At 45.0% G+C, this 22,753-nt stretch carries 14 protein-coding genes and 1 other annotated feature; of the genes, 7 read left to right on the forward strand and 7 right to left on the reverse strand.

The annotated features are described in order from the left end of the window. Positions 1-369: 369 nt before the first annotated feature. A complete protein-coding gene (pulA, locus tag MKX35_RS30160) occupies positions 370-2,709 on the forward strand; it encodes a type I pullulanase (RefSeq protein ID WP_076300021.1) in 2,340 nt (779 codons plus the stop codon). Positions 2,710-2,770: 61 nt separating this feature from the next. On the opposite strand, the gene MKX35_RS30165 is transcribed toward pulA, so the two are convergent. The 5 genes from MKX35_RS30165 to MKX35_RS30185 all read right to left on the reverse strand — a co-directional run bounded on the left by MKX35_RS30165 (position 2,771) and on the right by MKX35_RS30185 (position 10,680). Beyond that, entirely contained in the window at positions 2,771-4,381 is a 1,611-nt protein-coding gene (locus tag MKX35_RS30165; protein ID WP_076284233.1) for a diguanylate cyclase domain-containing protein, read from the reverse strand. A gap of 438 nt (positions 4,382-4,819) precedes the next feature. Beyond that, positions 4,820-5,992, reverse strand: a complete 1,173-nt coding sequence (locus MKX35_RS30170; protein WP_143759518.1) for an ABC transporter permease — start codon at positions 5,990-5,992, stop codon at positions 4,820-4,822. After that, positions 5,989-6,687 (reverse strand): ABC transporter ATP-binding protein, encoded by a 699-nt coding sequence (locus tag MKX35_RS30175; protein WP_042186162.1) that lies wholly within the window; start codon positions 6,685-6,687, stop codon positions 5,989-5,991. Before MKX35_RS30175 ends, MKX35_RS30170 begins: the two co-directional genes overlap by 4 nt. Further along, positions 6,684-8,060 (reverse strand): efflux RND transporter periplasmic adaptor subunit, encoded by a 1,377-nt coding sequence (locus MKX35_RS30180; protein WP_076300020.1) that lies wholly within the window; start codon positions 8,058-8,060, stop codon positions 6,684-6,686. The genes MKX35_RS30175 and MKX35_RS30180 overlap by 4 nt, the downstream gene beginning before the upstream one ends. A 58-nt stretch (positions 8,061-8,118) precedes the next feature. Beyond that, on the reverse strand, positions 8,119-10,680 hold the full coding sequence (locus MKX35_RS30185) for a hypothetical protein (protein WP_076300019.1): 2,562 nt from the start codon (positions 10,678-10,680) through the stop codon (positions 8,119-8,121). Positions 10,681-10,949: 269 nt separating this feature from the next. Next, positions 10,950-11,236: a binding site (T-box leader), on the forward strand. Positions 11,237-11,296: 60 nt separating this feature from the next. On the opposite strand from MKX35_RS30185, the gene pheS reads away from it, so the two are divergent. The 3 genes from pheS to MKX35_RS30200 all read left to right on the forward strand — a co-directional run bounded on the left by pheS (position 11,297) and on the right by MKX35_RS30200 (position 17,376). After that, the gene (gene pheS, locus MKX35_RS30190) at positions 11,297-12,331 is read left to right on the forward strand and encodes a phenylalanine--tRNA ligase subunit alpha (RefSeq protein ID WP_076300018.1); all 1,035 of its coding nucleotides are present in this window, start codon (positions 11,297-11,299) and stop codon (positions 12,329-12,331) included. A 343-nt stretch (positions 12,332-12,674) separates the two neighbouring features. After that, positions 12,675-15,119: a phenylalanine--tRNA ligase subunit beta gene (gene pheT, locus MKX35_RS30195; RefSeq protein ID WP_076284230.1), complete on the forward strand. Its 2,445-nt coding sequence runs from the start codon at positions 12,675-12,677 to the stop codon at positions 15,117-15,119. Between the two features lie 205 nt (positions 15,120-15,324). Beyond that, on the forward strand, positions 15,325-17,376 hold the full coding sequence (locus tag MKX35_RS30200) for a hypothetical protein (protein WP_445671592.1): 2,052 nt from the start codon (positions 15,325-15,327) through the stop codon (positions 17,374-17,376). A gap of 177 nt (positions 17,377-17,553) precedes the next feature. Here MKX35_RS30200 and MKX35_RS30205 read toward each other — a convergent pair whose 3' ends face one another. After that, a complete protein-coding gene (locus MKX35_RS30205; RefSeq protein WP_339269787.1) occupies positions 17,554-17,904 on the reverse strand; it encodes a cupredoxin domain-containing protein in 351 nt (116 codons plus the stop codon). A 319-nt stretch (positions 17,905-18,223) separates the two neighbouring features. Here MKX35_RS30205 and MKX35_RS30210 point away from each other — a divergent pair, with 319 nt between their 5' ends. Then, on the forward strand, positions 18,224-19,285 hold the full coding sequence (locus MKX35_RS30210; RefSeq protein WP_076300016.1) for a GGDEF domain-containing protein: 1,062 nt from the start codon (positions 18,224-18,226) through the stop codon (positions 19,283-19,285). 75 nt (positions 19,286-19,360) lie between these two features. On the opposite strand, the gene MKX35_RS30215 is transcribed toward MKX35_RS30210, so the two are convergent. Next, complete coding sequence (locus tag MKX35_RS30215) at positions 19,361-19,708, reverse strand: phage holin family protein (RefSeq protein WP_042186173.1); 348 nt, start codon at positions 19,706-19,708, stop codon at positions 19,361-19,363. A gap of 150 nt (positions 19,709-19,858) precedes the next feature. Here MKX35_RS30215 and MKX35_RS30220 point away from each other — a divergent pair, with 150 nt between their 5' ends. Together MKX35_RS30220 and MKX35_RS30225 are read left to right on the forward strand one after the other, a co-directional pair. Beyond that, positions 19,859-22,225: an endonuclease MutS2 gene (locus MKX35_RS30220; RefSeq protein WP_076284227.1), complete on the forward strand. Its 2,367-nt coding sequence runs from the start codon at positions 19,859-19,861 to the stop codon at positions 22,223-22,225. Between the two features lie 31 nt (positions 22,226-22,256). Further along, positions 22,257-22,676 (forward strand): DUF350 domain-containing protein, encoded by a 420-nt coding sequence (locus MKX35_RS30225; RefSeq protein WP_042125581.1) that lies wholly within the window; start codon positions 22,257-22,259, stop codon positions 22,674-22,676. The last annotated feature ends 77 nt before the right edge of the window (positions 22,677-22,753 follow it).

Raw genomic sequence — 22,753 nt, forward strand, 5'->3', positions numbered from 1 at the left:
ACTACTATTACCGACTTCCGATGTTTGGAGGTCGGTTTTTTTGTGTGTATATCGATAATTTTATTTCTTACGTTGGCTTAAGTTCATACGTGAGCGTTATACTCAATTTAGAATAATTAAATTCACTTTTTATTTGCTTTATTGCACAGATGTCTATGCCGATAGTAATAGTGATGAGTATAAAGTCGGTAAGGAACCCAAACCTGTAAATATGTCTTACATATAATAATAGTATGAATCCATAGAAAGTTTATACTCCTTTACCGACTTGCAGAGCTGTGCAAGTATTAATATGATCTAAATTGGAAATATTTGGACTTATAAGCATCCCTATAAGTTAGCCAGGGAGCCATAGGATGGTGTTAACTCATGAGTAAAAATGTTATAAATACAGAATTAATGTTAGAGGTCTATGAAGGTAAAGACCTGGGCTTGACGTACTCGGTGGAGTACAGTGTATTTAAAGTTTGGGCACCTACTGCTTTTGCTGTATCTCTAGTTATGTACGAAACAGATGGAAATCAACGTAACATTGGATTTGATCCGAGCTCTACAGATAGTGGGCGTATTATATATATGCAGCGTCAGAACGGCGGAGTCTGGCAGACTAAGTTATCAGGTGATTTAAAAGGGAAATATTATATGTACCGTGCTGTATTTGCTGATGGAAATGTGACGGAAGCAGTAGATCCTTATGCAACAGCCGTATCGGCAAATGGTTTAAGAACAGCAATCGTTGATTTGCGTAGGACCCATCCAGAGCATTGGGAGAAGGACGTTTCTCCTCCATTGCAGCATCCTGCAGACGCGGTTATTTATGAGCTGCATGTGCGTGACTTCTCCTCACATGAGAGCTCTGGCATGTACTATAAGGGCAAATTCAAAGCATTTACCGAATTTGGCTTAAGAGATCCGGAAGGAAATGAAATAGGTATTGATCATCTGGTTGAATTGGGTATCACCCATGTACATCTGATGCCCGTGTTTGATTTCCAGACCGTAGATGAGTTAAGTGTAATAAATCGTGGTTCGTCCATTGAACATACCGACTACAATTGGGGATATGATCCTCAGCATTATAATGTACCGGAAGGATCATATAGCACTGATCCTACCGATCCAGGTCTACGGATCCGGGAATTTAAAGAAATGGTTCAGGCTTTGCATAGTCGTGGGATTTCAGTGATTATGGATGTGGTTTACAACCACACGTACGCTGTGGAGAAGGGCCCCTTCGAGCCGCTTGTCCCAGATTACTTCTATCGCCGTGATTTCTTGGGACGTTTATCTAATGGCTCGGGAGTTGGTAACGAGCTGGCTACAGAGCGTCCGATGGTACGCAAATATATTAAGGATTCGTTGTCCTACTGGGCTACGGAGTATCATATTGATGGCTTCAGATTTGATCTTATGGGTCTGATGGATAGTGTGACCATGCGTGAAATAACGGAAGAGCTTCGACTTGAGGTGAATCCTAATCTGCTGTTATATGGCGAGCCTTGGACAGGTGGAGATTCTCCACTGGCAACAAAGACGCTAAAAGGTGTGCAGCGGGGGAAAGGATATGCTGTCTTCAATGATAACTTTCGTTCCGCGATCAAAGGTGATAGTGATGGATGGGGACGGGGATTCATTACAGGGGAATACGGCAAAGAAGGGGCTATTGCAGCCGGAATCAAAGGAGCCATCCACGAATTTACAGACTCCCCAGTGGAATCGGTGAACTATGTAACGGCCCATGACAATTTGAATTTATGGGATAAGGTGCTTACCGTTCAAGGGGGATCTCAGGATGCCGTTTCACGGGCTAATCCTTACGTGAATGTAGATCTGGAGAATATTCTTAGCAATGAGACCGTGCGCCGATCCCTACTTGCAAATGGAATCATCCTGACCTCGCAAGGGATTCCATTCCTGCATGCCGGTGATGAGCTACTGCGCAGTAAATTTGGAGATCATAATAGCTATCGTAGCGGTGATACGATTAACGCGATCCGCTGGAACATGAAGAGTATGTTTAAGCCTGTATTTCAATATTATAAAGGTTTGATCGAACTGCGGCGTACACATCCGGCATTTCGTCTACATGGTCGGCAGGAAATTGAGCGTTCGCTGGAATTTCTGCGCTGTGATGGGGGGATCGTGTCGTACCTGCTTAGAAATCATGCAGGAGGCGACCTCTGGAACAATATAACAGTCATCTTTAATGCCAATAATGATCGAGTAAAGCTATCTCTTCCTGAAGCTAACAACGGTTGGAACGTGGTAGTGGATCATACCCGAGCGGGGACAGAAGCATTCCGGAAGGTCGCAGGTAGCGAAGTGGAAATTGAAGGCTTGTCGATGATGGTGCTCTATGATGAATGTGGTGAGCCAGCACCGCGGTCCAAAATTATCGAAGTACACTATGAGCGGCCAGATGGGAAATATCAAGGCTGGAATCTTTGGGTTTGGGATACAGGAATTCAGGACGGACAATGCGACTTTCGGTATATGGAGGATGGGCGTGCAGTTGCACGAATTGAGGTCTTGCCAGATACCGATTCTATCGGGTATATATTACGACTTAATGACTGGGAAGAGAAAGATGGGGATGGCGATCGCTTCATTGATTGTTCCAAGGATGAAGAGCTGATCAAGGTCATGGTTATAGATCGTGATCAGGAGAATGATGGGATCTCAGATGATCATCTGCAGTTAACCAGTTAAAAAAATAAAAAAGAGCTGCTTCAGGGTTAGTTGTACCCCGGAACAGCTCTTTTTGTTGATCTTATGGTTTTCCGATGATCTGGTTGGATAAACCTACATCTAAAAGCTCGTAGTAGAGATTAGCTTCATTCCCTCCATGGTCTTTGGAAAGGTACATAGCTAGATCAGCGGCACGCAGAAGTTCATTAATACTGCCTCCATGCTCAGGAAATAGGGCTACACCAATACTTGCGGAGGTGTGGAAGCTAGATCCATTGTCAATAGACCAAGATTTGTTGAATAACTTAAGCAACCGTTGTAGCATTTCATCTAACATTTCTGGAGAAGTAAATCGGTGCAGTACCACCGCGAATTCATCACCGCCAATCCGGAACGCCTGGCCTACACCTTTAACCGTTTGCAAAAGCTCTCGAGAGAGCAGTTGGAGAAATTCGTCTCCGGCCAGATGTCCTAAGGTATCGTTTAGCTGCTTGAATCTGTCACAATCCAGCAATGCGAGTGCAATATTCTTTCTCCGTTCCTCGGGTTGGTTGATGAGATTCTCCATGTACATTTTGAAATGAGCACGGTTGGGAATCGCGGTTAAATGATCATAGAAGGCTAGCTTATGTAATCGTTCTTCGTATTGCTTCCGTTGTGTAATTTCACGGGACACTAACATAAATTGTGCTGGGAAATTATTGCTTCCCCGAACAGGCGACACCTTCGTTTCCAGCCATACCCATTGCCCTTCAGCTCCACGCATTCGTAGCTCTGAGATACGAGGGGTTCCTTGAACGACACTCTTTAGTTTAGCCCAAGCAATTTCCGGTTCACGAATGTAGTTGGAGAGTGGGTCACCCTTTTTAGGAACATAGCCGAGAATACTTGAATGTGAAGGGGAGCTATATAGTATCAACCCGTTAGGATCAGTCAAAATAATAAAGTCAGACATGGTTTCACCGATTAGCTGATAGAGTGTTTGTTCCTCCAGCATTTCATTTTTGAGCCAAATGATTTTGCGACCCAGATAAATAATAACTAGAAGCAGAATAAAGAAGACCAATGAGTATAGCGCAAAGAGTGCACTCTTTTTATCTTGGAACCCATCTGTTACTTGTAAAGCGTAGGTGTCTATCAGGTCTTCTGATTGATCTAGATGAGTTCTGACTTCATTTAACTGCATGTTCAGACTTACAGCATGATATGAAGCAGGGTCCCATCCGATTTGCATCCGTTCAGCTATCAATTTACTTCCTGTACTCTTCCATAGGACTAGGGATGTTTCGAAGGCATGGAGCTCGTTCTCTAATTCAGTAAGTATATTTGCCTGTTTCAAATCACTGTAGGGTTTGTTGATAGATTTGATGTCTGAACTTGCTAGGCCTACCCGTTCTTGTGCTTGTTGATTATTGTCCTTAAATTCCTGAATGAACTGATCACGTTCAGCGTCAGTGAGGTTCGAGCTCATGGAGGAGTGGAGAGCGATTGCGGCTTGATGCAGATCACGATCAGCGCTCAGTATGAGCTCAGAGTTCTCAAATACATCTTCATATAAAGAATCTGACATTCTGTTAATGGTGTGATTTAGATAGAGTAAAGAAGCTACACTAATTCCAACCAGTAGAATGGAGATCGCAGCGAAAATAAAGATTAGTTTGCGTGTTACTTTGATATCGAAAAATCCAGCCACGGTCATCTTCTCCCCGCATAAGATGTTTAACAAATCTTATTGCTGCTAACTATAACCTGCGGAACTTCCATTTGTGGCAGGCGTGTTTTATTTTCAGGCAAAGATGTTGAGAGTAATTATGTAAAAAAAAGAGGTGTTGTAACATAGTGGGAATTGAGGCATGGGAAAGATAAATTGTGTGTGGATCGCAGTTTGTAGTACAACAAGTATATAGGACGTCCTACTTATAGAGCAATCGCTTCCTCAAATAAATATCAATAATAAAAAATTTAAATGATTATGGTATGGGCCTATTGCCTTATCTATATTCAAATCCATAAATCCTATTACCCAACGCCTTCGTAAATGATACCCAGCTCAGCCCCAAAAATATGCGTTCTGTTATGTTAAAAAAGCTGCCTAGTCATAATAATGACTGTGGCAGCTGACTTGAAGTTACTATTCGTTACGTAGTGCATGAATGGGGTGAAGCCGTGCGGCTTTGTTCGCAGGCATCATTCCGAAAATCACGCCGATAAGCAAGGAGAAAACAAAAGATATCAGTACCATATCCCAAGCAATGGATACTGTAAGTGAAGTGTACTTTCCTAGTAACCAACTACCTGCGACTCCAATGCCAACACCGATCACCCCACCCAATCCGCTAAGCACAATGGATTCGATCATGAATTGAGCGAGAATATCGAGCTTTTTGGCGCCGATTGCTTTGCGGATACCAATTTCTCTTGTTCTTTCATTAACGGATACGATCATAATATTCATAATGCCGATCCCCCCGACAAACAGAGAAATTCCGGCAATTCCCGCAAGTGCCATTGAAAGCGTAGCTGTCGTAGAATTTACAGTTTCCAGCATCTCTTGAGAGTCAAAGACACTAAAAGCATTATCCGCATAATTAAATTTAGCATCCAGTGTACTCTCTAGTTTATCTTTTACGGTAGCTACAGTGTCTGCTGAAGTCGTCGCAATTGTGATGGAACGTACGCCTTTGCTTTTTAACTGACGTTCTGCAGTAGCTATAGGAATCAATAAGATATCATCGTTGGAGCCACTTAGACTAGAGCCTTTTGCTTCCAAAAGACCGACGATTTTATAGCTGATCCCGTTTAGCTGTACCTTTTGGCCGACAGGATCATCTGTACCGAATAAATCCTCAGCCGTACCTGTGCCGATTAGCGCTACCTTCTGCCGGTACTCCGTATCAATATCAAGCAGGAAACGTCCTGACTGTACATGAAAATCCTTAACGTCCTCATAAGAAGGTGTAATGCCCTCAACTGTAACGCTAACATTCTCAGTATTATGCTTGGCTGTAACGTTGCCACTGATCACAGGAGCTACATTTTCTATCCCCTCTATATCTCCTAGTGCCAAGGCTTCTTCATAGGTGAGGGAGGTGGTAGCCCCACGGCCAGTGATGTTTACCGTCAGTTGATTTGTTCCGAGTCCATTAAGCTGCTCCGTAATCTGAGAAGTAGTTCCCTGCCCCACAGAAACGAGGATGATAACGGATGATACACCAATAATAATACCCAGCATCGTTAAAAAAGCTCTTACTTTACTGCTGTAAATACTTTTTAGAGCCATCCGCATACTTTGAAATAATTTCACCTCGCATTCCTCCGATCTTCTACGAGGTTGCCATCCTGAATACGAATGATCCGCTTTGCTTGCTTTGCAATTTCGAGGTCATGTGTGATTAGGATGATTGTATGACCCTGCTCATTTAATTCTCGTATCATCTGCATGACCTCTTGTCCAGTTCGCGTATCAAGCGCCCCGGTAGGTTCATCTGCAAGTAGAATCGGGGGAGATCCAGCCATGGCTCGCGCAATCGCTACACGCTGCTGCTGTCCTCCTGAAAGCTCAGAAGGTCGGTGATGCATTCTCTCCTCCAAACCAACTTTAAGGAGTGCTTGCTGCGCTGTTTCTCTGCGTTCTCGATGTGAGAGGCCGCGGTATATTAGCGGAAGCTCCACATTCTCGACAGCAGACAACTTGGGGAGGAGATTGAAGTTTTGAAAGATAAAGCCGATCTTCTCATTCCGGATAACTGCCAGCTTGTTGTCGGATAACTTACGAACCTCTTGTCCGTCTAGGAGATAGCTTCCTTCATCCGATACATCCAGGCATCCGAGCATGTTCATTAGTGTTGATTTACCAGAACCGGAAGGACCTATAATCGCTACGAACTCTCCGAAGTCGATTGTAAAGGAAAGATTTTTTAGAACTGTCATAGTTTCTCCGGCCATAGTATAGCCATGGGTCATATTCTGGACTTGGATCAGTGGTGTTAAAGCACTCATCTACTGCCACCTCCGCCACCACCAGGTGCTCCGCCCGTGCCACCAGTACCACCTCCACTGAAGCCACCACCGCCACTAAAGCCGCTACCGCCGAAACCGGCGCCACCCATACCGCCCATGCCACCTTGCATTTGCATCTCAGTACTAGTTGTACCTGTTTTGGTAGAGATGACAGTAGGGATGATCACTTTGTCTCCTTCATTAAGCCCACTGACAATTTCAATACTGCTCTCATCATGGATGCCCACTTCGACGGAAACTGTTCGCTGATTACTATTTCCACGGTTTCTTGTGCCAGCTGCTCCGTTAGGCATAGTACCGCCGCGAGCATCAGGCGCTCCACTAGGCATAGCGCCATCGCGAGCATCAGGAGCCCCGCTAGGCCTCGGTGCTTGGCCCTCGCTAGAGGCTTTTGAGGAATCGGTTGAACCCGCTGAACCCGCTGTTAAAGGGAGAGAAACTGTGTACTTGCCATTTCTTTCTTGAACAGCTTCAATAGGTACGGTTAATACATCTTTTTTCTCAGCTGTTGTAACTGAAACTTCTGCCGACATCCCTACAAGGGCGCCTTCGGAGGTGGTTAAGCCAACGGTAACATCGAAGAGGGAGACTCCGTTCGAGACGGTGCCTTCCTTGGCAATCTTAGTAACACTCCCCTTGAATTCAGTGTCGGGCAGGGCATCCAATGAAATGGTAGCAGGCATCCCTATTTTCACTGTAGGAATATCAAGCTCATCCACCTGCACTATGACGCTTAAATTAGCATAATCGGTGATATCGATGAGTTCAGAGCCATCCATCGCTTTTTCACCGCTGGCTATGTTAACTGCTGTAACAGTTCCGTCAATAGGGGCGGTTAGGGGATCTGGAGGGATCATATCCTCTTGTACAGCTGCAATTTTTTCGATTTGAGAAGCGATATCCGTTTTCGCTTTTTCAATCGAACGTTTGGCACTGGCTAATTCATCCTCGGAGGCACCTGCCACGGCAAGCTTCTTATACTGCTCCTGCTTGTCCTGAAGATCCTCTTCAAGCGAGGTAAGAGAGGTTTGTTCCTGCTTGAGATTGTCGCTCAAATCATTGCCTTCGAAGGTAATTAATGTCTGACCTTTTTTCACATTGTCGCCTTCTTTGACAAGCACCTCAGCTACGGTTCCAGCCTCCTTCGTTTTCACTTTTCCTGTTTTTGTGGCCGTGACGGAGCCTGCTCCAGATACATTTACTACGATATCGCCCTTCGTAACCGTGGCTGTATTAACGGGCACTTCAGCAGCCTGACTGCTCTTATCAGGTAAAAATGTATACACCAACAATCCGGCTGTTGCTACAGCTACTACTCCGATGGACCAGAGCAACACTTTTTTCTTCTTCATTTCTTTCCTCCATAGATCATCAAATTTCTTTTAACTTAGGCCACCCCTCGCACGTTTACTAAGTGTCGGATGGATTGTTAGCACTAGAATCGGTGTTTGAAGTGGAATTGTTGTTTGAAGTCGTTGACGCTGTCTGATAAGTGACAACATAGGTCCCAGTTCCCAGCAAATTTCGATGACCTTGGAATTCGTCGTATACATTCAATCGGATCGCGCCGCCACCTAGAGTTTTGTAAAGATTGCTTGTGAATGTTGTGGTGTATGACTTGAAGTTCCCTAATGGTAGATCTGTGCCCAGTGTTAATGTCTTCTCCATCGTTTGTCCGAAGGGGTCGATCAGCTCTAGTACAAGCTTGTGCTCATAGGTACCCGATTCGTAAAGCGTGCTGCTCGACAGGTTGTAGGTTAGGACAGTGCTTAGTGTATCTTTTCCACTAGTGACGGTGGCGACTGCATTTGTAACGGATAGGTTATAAGGGAACGATTCTACATCCAAAAGATTACTTTTTGACTCCACCGCAACATTATTTAGACCCAGTGACACCGTATTGATATAACCCGTTGATTTCCCGCCAGGAGCCGTAAGTTTTCCTTCGGATACCCCTTCACCGATATAAAGAACAAGCTGAGAAGGATCTACTCCAAGTGGAAGCTTAGTCCAGACGGTAACCAGATTTTTTCCGTTAGGGCTCGTGGAAGTGGTAGACTGGTTGACCTCGGCTTCGTAATATTGATTGTCAGGCGTTTTGTAATAAGCTACGAGTTGAGCCTGCTCCGATTTACGTGTTTCCTCACTGTTCATTTCCAGTTCTGTGTACATGATATTGGAGCTCGCACCCTGATAAACCGTTGTCCGGCGCTCTAACACTTCTGCTTTTTTACTTTCAAGGTCAATTTGGAAGGAACTTAGTGCTGCAACTTCCTGAACACGGCTGTCCAACTGATTTGTACTTAAAGAAAGAAAATTATTTTTGCTTTCGCCGGAGGTTTCTTGCAGCGTTATTTTTAATTGATTAAATTGGTAGGTGTAAGGAACATTGGCCACGACATAAACGTCTGCGGATTCATTTGGCCCGAGTATGGTTTGCGTGCTTTCTGTGACGACTTGGGAAGTGCTGCTAATATCACTCTCACCAGCTTTAATGACACTTGTAAATGCAGGAAGCTGCACAGAGGTCGATTTCGTGTTGCGAATATTGATTTTAGCTACAAGCTGATCTTTGTCTGCCCAAGGTAGCCGCTGGATGTTCTTAAGCTTGACAGCAAACGTGCCGTAACTGTTCTCCACCGCGTATTCTGTATCCTGCCAATTGTTAGTTTGGAGTGTGTAAGGAATCTGATAATAGGCTGTAGGAAAAATGATCTTACCCTCTACAGCGGGTTCAGTCATTTGCAGCTGTAGCGTTCCTTGAGCTATCGTTAACGGAACTTCTGCACTGAGCTCAATTATTTTTTCTTCAAGGGGTTTGAGTGTAAGGTTTGCGAAAGCCTTCGTGTCCAACGGAAAGCTATATCCTTCAGCGGCTTTAACGGTAAACTCATAAGCAGGCAAAGTAATCGCCTTGTTGCCGCTATTTTTTACTCGAAATTGCAGCGTCCACTTCGCGGTGCCGTTGTCGGCATAGACATTGGCGCTTTTTAACTGCGTCTCGACAGTATTATTGTTGATCGTAAGCTTCTTGATGACATTGCTAGCTACGACAAGATCTGGTGTGGTAGCAGCGGGAAGGTTATAGGTGACGATGGGCAAAGCAATTTTTAATGAGGTATCTTCTCCAGCAAACTGCAGAGTCATATTGTCTGTCTTCATATAAGAGGGAATTTCCGTCATGTAGTAGATCGTCTTTTTTTCCTGTGGCTGTACTTTGTAGTTACTGCTCGTATCATCAAGCGTTAATTCAAATACAGATCCTCCTGCAGATGCGAGGTATCCCTTAAGCCCAGGATCACTTAGCACTTTGGTTCCTTGATTGGTTAAGCTCACACCTACTTTGGCGTATACCTTACCGTTATATTTGTAAATTTGCAGACTTTCTGTTTTGGTTGTTACGGGCTGATTATTCAAGGTTATCTTTTTACTTTGGCCTCTAGCGACCGCTTGTGAAAAAGCCACAGGCAAGGTGAAGGTCCCCAGCTTTTTTTGATAATCAGTACTGCTGAAATCCCAACCGAATACTGAAATCTTCACTCCATTTAAAGATGTGGATTTACCGACGTTTGCGTAATAGGTTACGGATTGACTGCTTTTGGAGGGGATAGATTTGATGGTTGCACTGCTGGTTACTGGGCTTCCTTGGATAACGGTTCCTCCGGCAGTAGTTACTTTAGAGAAATAGTCCACAAGATTGATGCTGCTTCCGCTCCCATTGTTATAGCTGAGGGTGTATGTAAGAATATTGCCGCCATCCTGAGTCAAAAACCCAGCATCGGTCAGCTTCACACTAAAGTTACTCTTTAAAGCTATCGAGCCGAGTTTATCCAGAGTGGATGCAGTGGTGGCAGTTGCTGTTTTGGTGGATGAAGTAGTCGTTGATGCCGCGTATGCTCCATACGCTGAAGCTTGACTCAGAACTGCTGCGCTAAGTATGATCACAGCTACTTTTGTTCTTCGTGCATGCATGTAATTCCCTCCCGGTATGAAAGTCCTTGTATTTTGAAGGTGATTTATGATTGAGTACAACCATGCCTTCTTAATAATGGAAATTATCAAGCTCCGCTGAACGTTAGCTGAAAAAAAGTCCCCCAAATGGCTCTGAACCTTAAAGCCAGCTTAAAGCCAGATAAAAATTGCCCTAATTATGCTTGAACTTGTCAAAACGACAGATTTTGCATATAATAAACAGACATATCTCTTGCATAAAAGAGATACCTGACAATTAGAATGAATTGTGAAATGCAGTGATGGAGAAGAGTACACAGTGCCTGACTTACAGGGAGGAGACGCCGGTGATTGAGAGCGTTTCTAGGATACAGAGCTGTCGAAGTTCACTCCGGAGCAGTTCCTTGAATTCCTTAAGATTGCCTTGTAAGGAAGCGTAGGGGAAACCGGTCACAGACCGTTATTTCTGTATAAAGTGAGATAGGTATCTGTCCAGCTAAAAGAGGGAATGAAGCTCTTAAGGGGAACAGATCAGCTTGTCTAACAAGGGTGGTACCACGGTCTTTTCGTCCCTTACCGGGAGGAAAGGCCTTTTTTTGTTGAACTAGACAATGATTGAAGGGGGCTGTACACGGCCATGAAAGAGAAGTTGGAAGCATTGAAGGTTGAAGCGCTGGCTAAGTTGCAGGAGGTTATGGATCCACAGGTTTTGAATGACCTAAGAGTGAAATATCTCGGTAAAAAAGGCGAGCTTACAGAAGTTCTACGTGGTATGGGAGGACTTAGTGCTGAGGAGCGTCCGGTTATCGGGCAAGTAGCGAATCAGGTGCGTAGTGCCATTGAGGAGATTATTGGAGCGAAGCAAGAGACTTTTCAACAGCAAGAGACTCAGCAACGTCTACAGGCTGAAAAAGTAGACGTAACATTGCCAGGTCGCCGCATGCAGCAAGGGGGCGTTCACCCGCTTAGCAGAGTGGTTCAGGAAATTGAGGATATTTTCATTGGTATGGGTTACCGTGTGGCTGAAGGCCCGGAAGTGGAGACCGATTATTATAACTTTGAAGCCCTAAATCTGCCTAAAAATCACCCGGCACGCGATATGCAGGATTCCTTTTATTTAACGGATGACCTGCTTATGCGTACTCAAACGTCTCCGGTACAGATTCGTACTATGCAGGCTATGAACGGTGAAGTTCCAGTTAAAATCATTTGCCCGGGTAAAGTATTCCGCCGCGATGATGACGATGCAACGCATTCCTTCCAGTTCCATCAAATTGAAGGTTTGGTTATTGGAAGCAACATTCGGATGAGTGATCTGAAAGGCACCTTGCAGCAATTCGTACAAGAAATGTTCGGCCCGAATACAGACATTCGTCTTCGTCCGAGCTTCTTCCCATTCACCGAGCCAAGCGTTGAAGTGGACGTAAGCTGCTTCAAATGTGGCGGCGATGGCTGCAGACTGTGCAAGCAAAGCGGATGGTTAGAAATCCTTGGCGCCGGCATGGTACATCCAAATGTTCTGAAAATGGGTGGCTATGATCCTGCTAAGTATAGCGGCTTCGCATTTGGTATGGGTGTTGAACGGATTGCTATGCTTAAATACGGCATCGATGACATCCGTCATTTCTATAACAACGATATGAGTTTTGTAAAGCAGTTCAAGGGCGTTTAGATTTTTGGTGGGCGAGCTGGCTGACGGGTTAGGAGTAAGTAGCAATTGGGTTACTGATCTTGCTTAATAAAAGACTATTAATAGAAGGAACGGAGAGAAATTTTGGAACTGTAGAAGCGCCAGCGTTCGCCTTTATCCTCGGATTTCTACCGCGAGAAGTGGTTTTAATCAGGAAATCTGAGGATAACAGCGATCGGAAGTCCAATATTTTTCGTAGTGACTGCTCTAAATAGGACGGTTATGAAGCTTTGATCGAGTAATCCTAAATTGTACTACTCCCACAGGAAGCAGATCGAACGGCAAGTAGATAAATACATCTGAAACATAAAGGAAGTGAGCGGACATGAAAGTATCAACCGGATGGTTGGCTGATTATACATCGATTGAAGGAGTAACCGCCGATAAGCTAGCGGAGAAGATTACCGCTGCCGGCATTGAAATTGACGGAGTAGAGCGCCGCAATAAAGGGATTTCCGGCATCGTAACCGGCTATGTGAAATCGAAAGAAAAGCATCCTGATGCGGATAAACTGAACGTATGTATCGTGGATGCAGGTCAAGGTGAAGATCTGCAAATCGTCTGTGGCGCAAAGAATGTAGCTGCGGGACAAACCGTTCCTGTAGCTCTTGTTGGCGCTAAGCTGCCAGGGCTGGATATCAAAAAAGCGAAGCTGCGCGGGGTATTATCACAAGGGATGATCTGCTCGGCTAAAGAATTGGGACTCAATGATAAATTGCTTCCTAAAGAGCAGCAAGAAGGAATTCTTGTACTTCCTGAAGGTACAGAGATCGGTCAAGATATTTCAAAGTTGCTGGGTCTAGATGATGAAATTCTGGAATTCGATCTGACTCCGAACCGTTCAGACTGTCTAAGTATGATTGGTGCTGCTTATGAAGTGAGCGCGATTCTTGGACGTGACATCAAATTACCAGATCCTGCGAGTGAAATGATTGAGATCAGCGGAGCAGCTGCTCAATCTATTTCCGTTAAGATTGAGAATGAAGAACATTGCAGTCATTACGCAGTTCGTTATATCTCAGGTGTTAAACCTGCAGCATCCCCGCTGTGGATTCAGAATCGTCTGATGGCGGCAGGGATTCGTCCAATTAACAACATCGTTGACATCACTAACTATGTGATGCTCGAATACGGACAGCCGCTTCATGCTTTTGATGCAGATAAAATAGAAGGCGGAGAACTCGGCGTTCGTCTTGCTCACGAAGGTGAAGTCCTGACTACACTTGATGGCCAAGAACGGAAGCTTGAGCCACATATGCTCGTTATCGCTGATGGAGCTAAGGCTGTAGCTCTGGCTGGAGTAATGGGAGGTCAGGATACGGAAGTTACTGCTGAGACGGTAAATCTCGTTCTGGAATCTGCTAAGTTTGACGGAGGAACCGTTCGTAAAACCTCGCGTCAACTGGGACTTCGCTCGGAAGCATCGCTTCGTTTCGAGAAAGAAGTGGATCCAAATGCAGTGATCCCTGCATTGAATCGCGCTGCAGTACTTATTGCGCGTTATGCTGGCGGATCTGTGCATGAAGGAATTGTGCAAGCAGGAACAGTCGCAGGAGAAGAGAAGGTACTTACTTTGTCCTTGGAGAAGCTGAACCGTTATCTCGGAACAGATCTGTCCTTGCTAGAAGTGAAGACTTTGTTTGGTCGTCTACATTTCAAATGCGGGGATACTGCACAAGGATTGATCGAAGTTCAGGTGCCAACTAGACGTGGCGATATCAGCTATGATGTTGACCTTATCGAAGAAATTGCTCGTTTGTACGGGTATGACAATATTCCAACGACTCTGATTGAAGGTGTTACAACGCCAGGCGCATTGACGCATAAGCAATCACTCCGCCGTGAACTGCGTCGCCTGTTGTCACATGGCGGTTATCAGGAAGTGATGGGTTACTCCTTCATCCAGCCGAAACAAAGCAAAATGTTCCCTGAGTTATCAGAAGGCTCACAAGCGGTTAAATTGGCTATGCCAATGAGTGAAGAACGCAGTGTACTGCGTACTAGCCTTCTGCCACAACTATTGGATATTGCTAGCTATAATACCAACCGTCGTCAAAGCGATCTAGCGTTGTTTGAAATCGGCAATGTCTTCTTCACAGATGAAGAACAGTTGACTCGTCAGCCGCGTGAACTGCCGGTGCTGGGGTTGTTGCTTAGCGGTAGCCTAACCGTGAAGCAATGGAACGTTTCTGCACAGCCTGTAGATTTCTTTGATTTGAAGGGTGCGCTGGAATCTGTATTTGCTTATTTGGGTCTTACAGACAGAATTATCTACGAGGGAGATAGTCCAGAAGGGTATCATCCTGGACGTTCCGCATCGGTATATTTAGTCGGAGACGAGGGTCGTGTGAAGATTGGAACTATGGGCCAGCTTCATCCGGAACTGCAAAGAGAGCTTGATCTAGTGGATACTTATGTAGCTGAGATTCTATTGCAGCCGCTGTATGATAACACGCAAAGCCGTCTGCAATATAATGAGCTTCCACGTTTCCCAGGTATGGAACGGGATATTGCAGTGGTTGTAGATTCAACTGTACCAGCAGGCGATCTGCTAGCTTCCATCCGTGCAAACGGAGGAACTTTGCTGCAATCCGTACAGGTATTCGACGTGTACACTGGTGGCAAGCTAGAGAGTGGAAAGAAGAGTATTGCGATCTCACTGCTGTATCGTCACGGTGAACATACATTGACAGATGAAGAGGTTGGAGAGGTGCATGATAAGCTATTATCAGTCCTTCAACAAACTTTTGGTGCAGAATTAAGAAAATAGCAGGAATTGTGTAAAGCCGCAGCGAATCCATTTAGAAACTGAGATTCGCTGCGGCTTTTTCTGGGTAGAGTGAAATGCGGAGGATATCAGCGAGAATCTATTGATTACAAGGGATTTTGCCAAATGCTTAAGAAAAAAGCTACAATAGAAACAGTAAGACTAACTTAGAATCCGCACACATACAAAGGAGGGCACAACTGTGGCTATGGACCGGACACGTGTCGCCGTGGAGATATACGGAACTTCCTATAAACTCGTCGGAAGCAGCACTGAATATATGAAACAAGTGGCCCGTTATGTTGACGAACATATGCGCACGATTTCTAAATCACACAACAGACTGGATACGCCGCGCATAGCGGTGCTTGCAGCAGTACATATGGCGGAGCAGGCTATTCAGGTTCAGGATTTTAAAAATGAACTCAACATGATGACAGGTGAACGCAGTGAACTGCGATTGGAAGTATCTCGCCTGCTGGAGGTTCAGCGGGAGCGACAAGAAGAATATGAACGCCTTGAAGCGGCGGCTAAAGAAGAAGCTACACGACTGATTGCTGCGGTTGAAGAAGAGCGCAAGCGTCATCTGGAAATTCAGGAGAATGAGCGTAAAGTACATGCTAACCAGCTGCAAGAGGCAACCCAAGCGGCTGAAGCCGCACGAGAGAAGCTGGAAGAGGAGCTGCTTGCGCGTGAGCTGGAGCTGCAGGAACTGCGGGCAAGTTATGAGGCTGAACAGTCTGCTATGCGTGAGAATCATCGAGAGGAACTAGCGAATGCAGAAGCCATCCGTCTACAGCAGTTGGAAGAGCAGAAGGCAGCGCATTTGCAAGAGCTGGAGAACATCCGTGAGACGCTGACTAAGGAGAATTCAGACTCCTTGTCTGCTCTAGAGCTTGAGTTAACCGAGACCAGATCAACCTTAGAGAAACAGCTTGAGGAAACCAAATCAACATTAGGTAAGGAACTCGAGAAGACGAAGTTGACACTGGGTAAGGAGCTTGAGAGCACGACAACGAAGCTAAGCAAGGAATTGGCTGAAGAACGGGAAGCTTTACAACGGGAGCTTGCTAAGAATAAGGAACTTCGTCAGTCACAAGGTACTCAGGAACATAGACATAAGCAAAACATTCAAGAGCTCGAGAAACAGCTGGCTGAGCTTCGTGGTGGAACAGGACAACTTCAGTCTAGACTCCGTTCGGCTGAAGCCAGTCTTAAGAGTGAACGAGATGCTCGTCAGACGCTGCTCGGACAATATGAAGCGGTGGTTAAACGTGAAGAACAGCTCAGTGAGGAGCTGCGTACTGCTACTGAGCTAGGCACGCTGTTGAATGAAGAGCTGGAAGAATTGCGCCAGCGTTATCAGCAGTCTCAGAATGAAGCATCAGAGCTGCGGAAGTCACTACAGGAAACGAATGACAATCTGCACCGTGTTCAGGAAGAACTCGCTGGATCTATGGCGGAGACAGCAAATTGGCAGGAGCTCTCGGATAAACGGATGGAAGATATTAGTGAGCTTGAAATGAACCTACTGGAGACCGAAGAGAAATCTTTGGCGCTTCAAAAGGAGATTGAGATCCTTCGTGGTCAAGCGGATGGATTAGTACAACAGTTAGATCGGGAAGCTCAGCTTCGTACAGATGCAGAACACGAAACTGCAGCACTCCGTGAACAAGGTGGACAGGTTCAGAAGGAACTATCTGCACTTCGTGAACGCTATGAGGAACTGATCTCTCAATATGATGAAGTGCTGCAAGATGGAGAACGTCTGCAGGAAAGATATCAACTGCTGCAAGAAGAAGGCGAAGAGACAGCTCGACGCTTAGAAGAATTGTCTGAAGCTAGCCTTGAGGCCGCTGCTACTGTTGCAGAGCAGCAGGATGTTCTGAGGGAAGCAGAGGCGTACGGCGCTTCATGGAAGAAAAAGTACGAGGAATTATTCGAGCGACAGCAGCAGTGGAGTGATTTGGAAGCGAAGCTGCGTGAAGAGATAGATATTTGGCAGCAGGAGGCCGGTGAGGCTGAGGCTAAGCAGAAATCTATTGAACGTGAACGCAGTGAGGTGCTTCAGCAGCTTGGTGAAGTCGGCGAGAATTATGAATTGGCCCAAGGACAACTTCGTCTGCTACAGGTCCAGTTTGAGATGCATCAGAATGAGCTACAGAAGATGACGGATGAGCATCGTAATCTTCAAGAGGAATATGCCAAGCTTCAGAATGAATATAATGAATGGATTCAACTGATCGAACAGGACAGTTGAATGTCGGATGCAAGAAAGAGGACTGTACCTGATGTGTAGAGAGATCTATTTCAGGTCAGCCCTCTTTGTTTAATATATTCGAAAGAATAAGTTTCACACCATGTCTTATATTTCTCACTTAAATAAAAAGCCGATCGTCAGGGCAATTCCCTAACGATCGGCTTTTTAATGATTCATCTATTCCACAATGATTTTTGCGTTCATGCCGCTATGTCCGGATCCACACATAATCGAACAGGTCATTTCGAATGTGCCGGCTTCCTCTGGAACAATTACTTTCGAGGACTTTTTGCTATTAAGCTGGAGTTCGAATTCAGGGATAAGGATACCGTGATTGCCGCTATCATTTTTAAAAATAATTTTGACGGGTACACCTTTTTTTAGATGATATTCTTCCTGATCAAAGCTGTAATTCGTAGCTGTAATTGTAAGTTCTGTTTCTGCCTCGATCTCCGGCTCCGATGTGTTAGCATTGCCAGCAGCACTATCATTGCTGTTTCCACAGGCTGTAAGTGCTATAACGAACACAATTGAAAGTAGAATTGCAAATTTTTTAATGATCCAAACCTCCTCCCAAGAAGTCCAAGCATAGTGAAAATGTGACAATTATGTAGACATCATAACTTAAAATTTAAGTAAGCGCTTTGATTAAATGTGAAAAATCCGTGAACAAGGGAGACTGTTCAAACTTTGTCGTAAATTGCAAATAAATGATGAAAATATAACTAAAATTTATTATAATGAAAGCTATTACATTAACGTACAAAAGTAGGGGATACATATTTCAAGCACTAACGATACGCTAAATACGGAGGTTTGGCACCGTAGAATCTTAAAAGGTTATTGGATGGTAGTTATTCTTTTACTGTTCTCACAGTTGCTGTTTTTGTCGAATATTGACCGACTTCAAATAAAAACAACCATGGACACGAATCTATGGCACTTATTTATTGCTTGTAATTTACTAATTGTGGTCCTTATGATTACTGCGGAGCTGTGGCTTCGTTATAGTAAACAATCCCCTAAATATGGGGTGGTTAGTTGTGGGTTTTTAGTGTCCTACCTTATGTATTTTGTATTAGAGCCTTTTGTCGATGGTGCTCAGATGACGCTCATGATGCCGATTATGGTCGCTCTTATTTATTTTGATCGTAAGCTCCTGTATCTAATGGGACTATTTAGTATTATGTTTTATGCGGGAGTATATTTCGGGTTGGAACGGCCATTCCTACATAAACCGCTGCTTGAATTCTTAATAGTAGAGTGTGTGTTTATAATATTTGTAGGGATGGCTCTTGCTGTAATTATTCGTGCGCGGGAAGCGCGTGTAAATCTGGAGAGATTAACGAAGGAAGGCCAAGATCTAATGGTGGAGAGGGCTATTTCGGATAAGCTGCTGAAGATAGATGCACTCACTGGACTATATAATCATAAAACCTTTCATGAATATTTGGATTCATTATTGGAGCAATGTGAAAGCAACAACCTTCAACTACAGCTCGCGCTCTTCGATATAGATAATTTCAAGCAAGTTAATGATACCTACGGACATAGGGTTGGGGACCTTGTTCTTAAGGTAATTGCGGACAAGGTGGGCGGTATGATTGAGTTAAATGATTTTGCGGCTAGGTATGGCGGTGAAGAATTCGCTGTGATTTTTACAGACAAAAGTTTTTCAGAGTCTTATGAGGCTGTAGAGAAACTACGGATCAATATTGCTCAAATCGAGCATTTGCAGGCTGGAAATAAGCCGATCACTGTCAGCATTGGAATTTGTGATTATCAGCTTGGGGATGGGAAAGAGCTTCTTTTTCGTAAAACGGACAAAGCGCTCTATACCGCTAAAAAGCAAGGTAAGAACAGAGTGGTCAATTGTGCTGAGAGTCATGAAGCGGAGATTGTGTCATAAGGATAAAAACAACACAGAACCCTTATTACCGGAAAAGAACCGGAAATAGGGGTTCTGTGTTGTGAATAGCTTTCGTTACTTTGCTGCCTCAAACGGCGTGGATACCGGCAAAAACAAATCGACAATACCGATGACCAACGCCGCCAGGATAGCTCCTAGAATGGAAACGCTGACCCCACTCACTACGAATTGAGCGACCCAGATGACTAATGCACTAACGATGAAACCGACGATACCGCGGCCGAAGGGCGTTGCTTTTTTGCCGAAGATTCCTTCGACAACCCAGCCGAGTAACGCAATCACCAGTGCAAGGATTAGAGCGCTCCAGAAGCCACCAACCGAGAACTGTGGAACAATCCAACTAACGACCATCAGAACAAGCGCTGCTACAATAAAACGACCCACATGACTCAAGAAATTCACTGTACTAACCTCCTTTGGCCCAAGCTAAGGATATGTGCAGTTCTTATTGTGACCTTAATACTTGTTTTTATGCTTTAACCGATACCAAATAGCGAAATTGGCTTGAATTCTGTATAATGGAAACATCTATGAAGGGAGCTGTGACTGTAATTGGACGACAAAATTTTGCATACGCTTGAATATCGCAAGATTTTAAATAAATTAATGCAATATACGCAAACCTCAATGGGGCGAATGACTGCGGAGCAACTAAGACCGTCCGGTGATTTTGAAGGTGTGAAGAAGCTACTTCAAGCCACGGACGAAGCGGCTAATGTAGATCGTCTGAAGGGTATTCCTTCATTCGGCGGGATAAGCGATATTCGAGCAGCACTAAAACGTGCCTCTATAGGTGGAATGTTGGGAACAACTGAACTGTTGGCAGTGGGAACTACCATTGGCGGCGCACGAAGAGTCAAACGATTCCTGGCAGCTATGCATGAGGAGGAAAAGATTGAATTCCTATTTTCACTCAGCGATGTTTTATCGGAGCAAAAACATGTAGAAGATGCCATCCGTTTATGTATAGACGAGAACGCAGATGTACTTGACACAGCTAGCTCTGAATTAGCTACGATTCGCCGTGAATTGCGCGGAGGAGAGACCCGAATTCGTGAGAAGCTGGATTCCATGATTCGTTCTTCTTCCGTTGCTAAAATGCTGCAGGATCAACTGGTAACCATTCGTGGAGATCGGTTTGTTATTCCTGTAAAAGCGGAGTATCGTGCGCATTTCGGTGGCATTGTACATGATCAGTCCGGATCAGGAGCCACTTTATTTATCGAGCCTGAGTCCATTGTGGCCATGAATAATAAGCTGCGTGAAACACGGCTGCGTGAAGAACGGGAGATTGAGATCATATTGCATAGGTTGACAGCGCTTGTAGCTGATATAGCCGAAGAAATGACTTATGATATCGATATTCTTGGCGAGCTTGACTTTATCTTCTCCAAGGCGCGTCTTGCCCGAGATATGAAGGCTACACAGCCTCGTATGAACGATCGCGGGTATTTGAAGCTGCGCAAAGGACGCCATCCACTTATTCCCGCGGAGCATGTGGTTCCTTTGGATGTGGAGCTCGGCAACCAATATAGCTCCATTATTGTAACCGGACCGAATACGGGTGGTAAAACCGTTACACTCAAGACCATTGGACTGTTGAGTCTCATGTCGATGTCTGGGTTGTTCATCCCAGCAGAAGAAGGCAGTCAAATGTGTGTGTTTGATGCCATTTATGCAGATATAGGCGATGAACAGAGCATTGAGCAGAGTCTGAGTACATTCTCCAGTCATATGACGAATATTATTTCCATTCTGCGGAGAATGACTCCCAAGAGTCTTATTCTGCTTGATGAAGTGGGTGCAGGAACGGATCCGGCAGAAGGGTCCGCGCTGGCGATTGCCATTCTGGAACATATTCACCGGACTGAATGCCGTATGGTCGCTACCACGCATTATAGCGAATTGAAAGCTTACGCTTATGAGCGTAAAGGGGTCATCAATGCCAGCATGGAATTCGATGTCCAAAGTCTCAGCCCTACCTACCGTTTGCTGATTGGTGTTCCTGGACGAAGCAACGCCTTTGCAATTGCAGAGCGATTAGGTCTGCCAGGTGCGATTCTGGAGCATGCACGCGGCGAAGTGAAGGAAGAGGATCTACGTGTAGAGCATATGATTGCCTCTCTCGAAGAGAATCGACTTGGAGCGGAACAGGAACATGAGCGAGCAGAGAGTATCCGTCGCGAAGTAGAGGAATTACGCAGCAGACAGCAGCAAGAGCTGGAGAAGCTGGAAAGTCAGCGAGACAAACGACTGGAGAAAGCTGAGAAAGATGCCAGCGCAATCTTGGAGAAAGCGCGTAAAGAAGCTGAGGAAATTATCAGTGATTTACGCCGCTTAGCTATGGAAGAAGGCGCTTCAGTCAAAGAGCATAAGCTGATTGAAGCACGGAGACGTCTAGACGAAGCCGAACCTTCACCGCGTAAGAAAGCCGCTACTCGTAAGCCTGCTAAGACTCTGCGGACGATTGGTCCTGGTGATGAAGTGAAAGTAGATAGCTTAAACCAAAAAGGTTTTGTAGTGGAATTAAGCGGCTCTAAAGAGGCTTTAGTACAGTTTGGGATCATGAAGATGAAGGTAAGCCTGGATGATTTGGAACTGCTCTCTTCGAAAGCGGCCTCTGTACCAACGCCCCTTCGGCAGGCGACAACCGTTAAACGCTCCCGTGATGAGAACATTCGTAGAGAACTGGATTTGCGAGGTACGAATTTGGAAGAAGCGATTATGGAGACGGATCGTTTTATTGATGAAGCCTTCTTAGGAAATCTGGGCCAAATTTCTATTATTCATGGTAAAGGCACAGGTGTGCTCCGCACAGGAATTCAAGAATATTTGCGTAAGCACAGACATGTTAAGAGCTATAGGCTTGGAAATTATAATGAAGGCGGCGCAGGCGTAACCGTGGCTGAGCTGCAATAGCGGGATTGCCCGGCAGAAAGAAGGGAAAAGTGTGCAAGGAGATATTGATCTTTTGCTGGGTCATCCGCTAGGTGCCTTGCTTGGTTACTTTGCAGTAGCAATTCTTGGGCTTGTTGTATTTCTGTCTATTTTTGAAATGGTAACGAAATATAATTGCTGGGAAGAAATTCGCAAGGGGAACTTGGCAGTAGCCATGGCTACTGGTGGCAAAATCTTCGGAATTTGCAACGTACTGCGTTTCAGCATTGAATCAGGTGTTTCGATTTATGAGACGATGAAGTGGTCGGTCGTCGGTTTTTTGCTGCTGCTGCTTGCCTATTTTTTATTTGAATTCCTAACCCCAGTGTTCTCTATTGATGAGGAGATCGCTGCAGATAACCGTGCTGTTGGGCTAATAGCGATGCTGATCTCGGTTTCGTTGTCTTATGTGATCGGTGCAGCTATATTTTAAAAAATAGAAAGTTTTGCACCTCCCTACAAAGGATTCCAGATGAAGCTGGACAAGCTTTGAAATGAGCAGCTCCACTT

The sequence above is a fragment of the Paenibacillus sp. FSL R5-0923 genome (genome assembly GCF_038009145.1).
Classification (GTDB): Bacteria; Bacillota; Bacilli; order Paenibacillales; family Paenibacillaceae; genus Paenibacillus_AQ.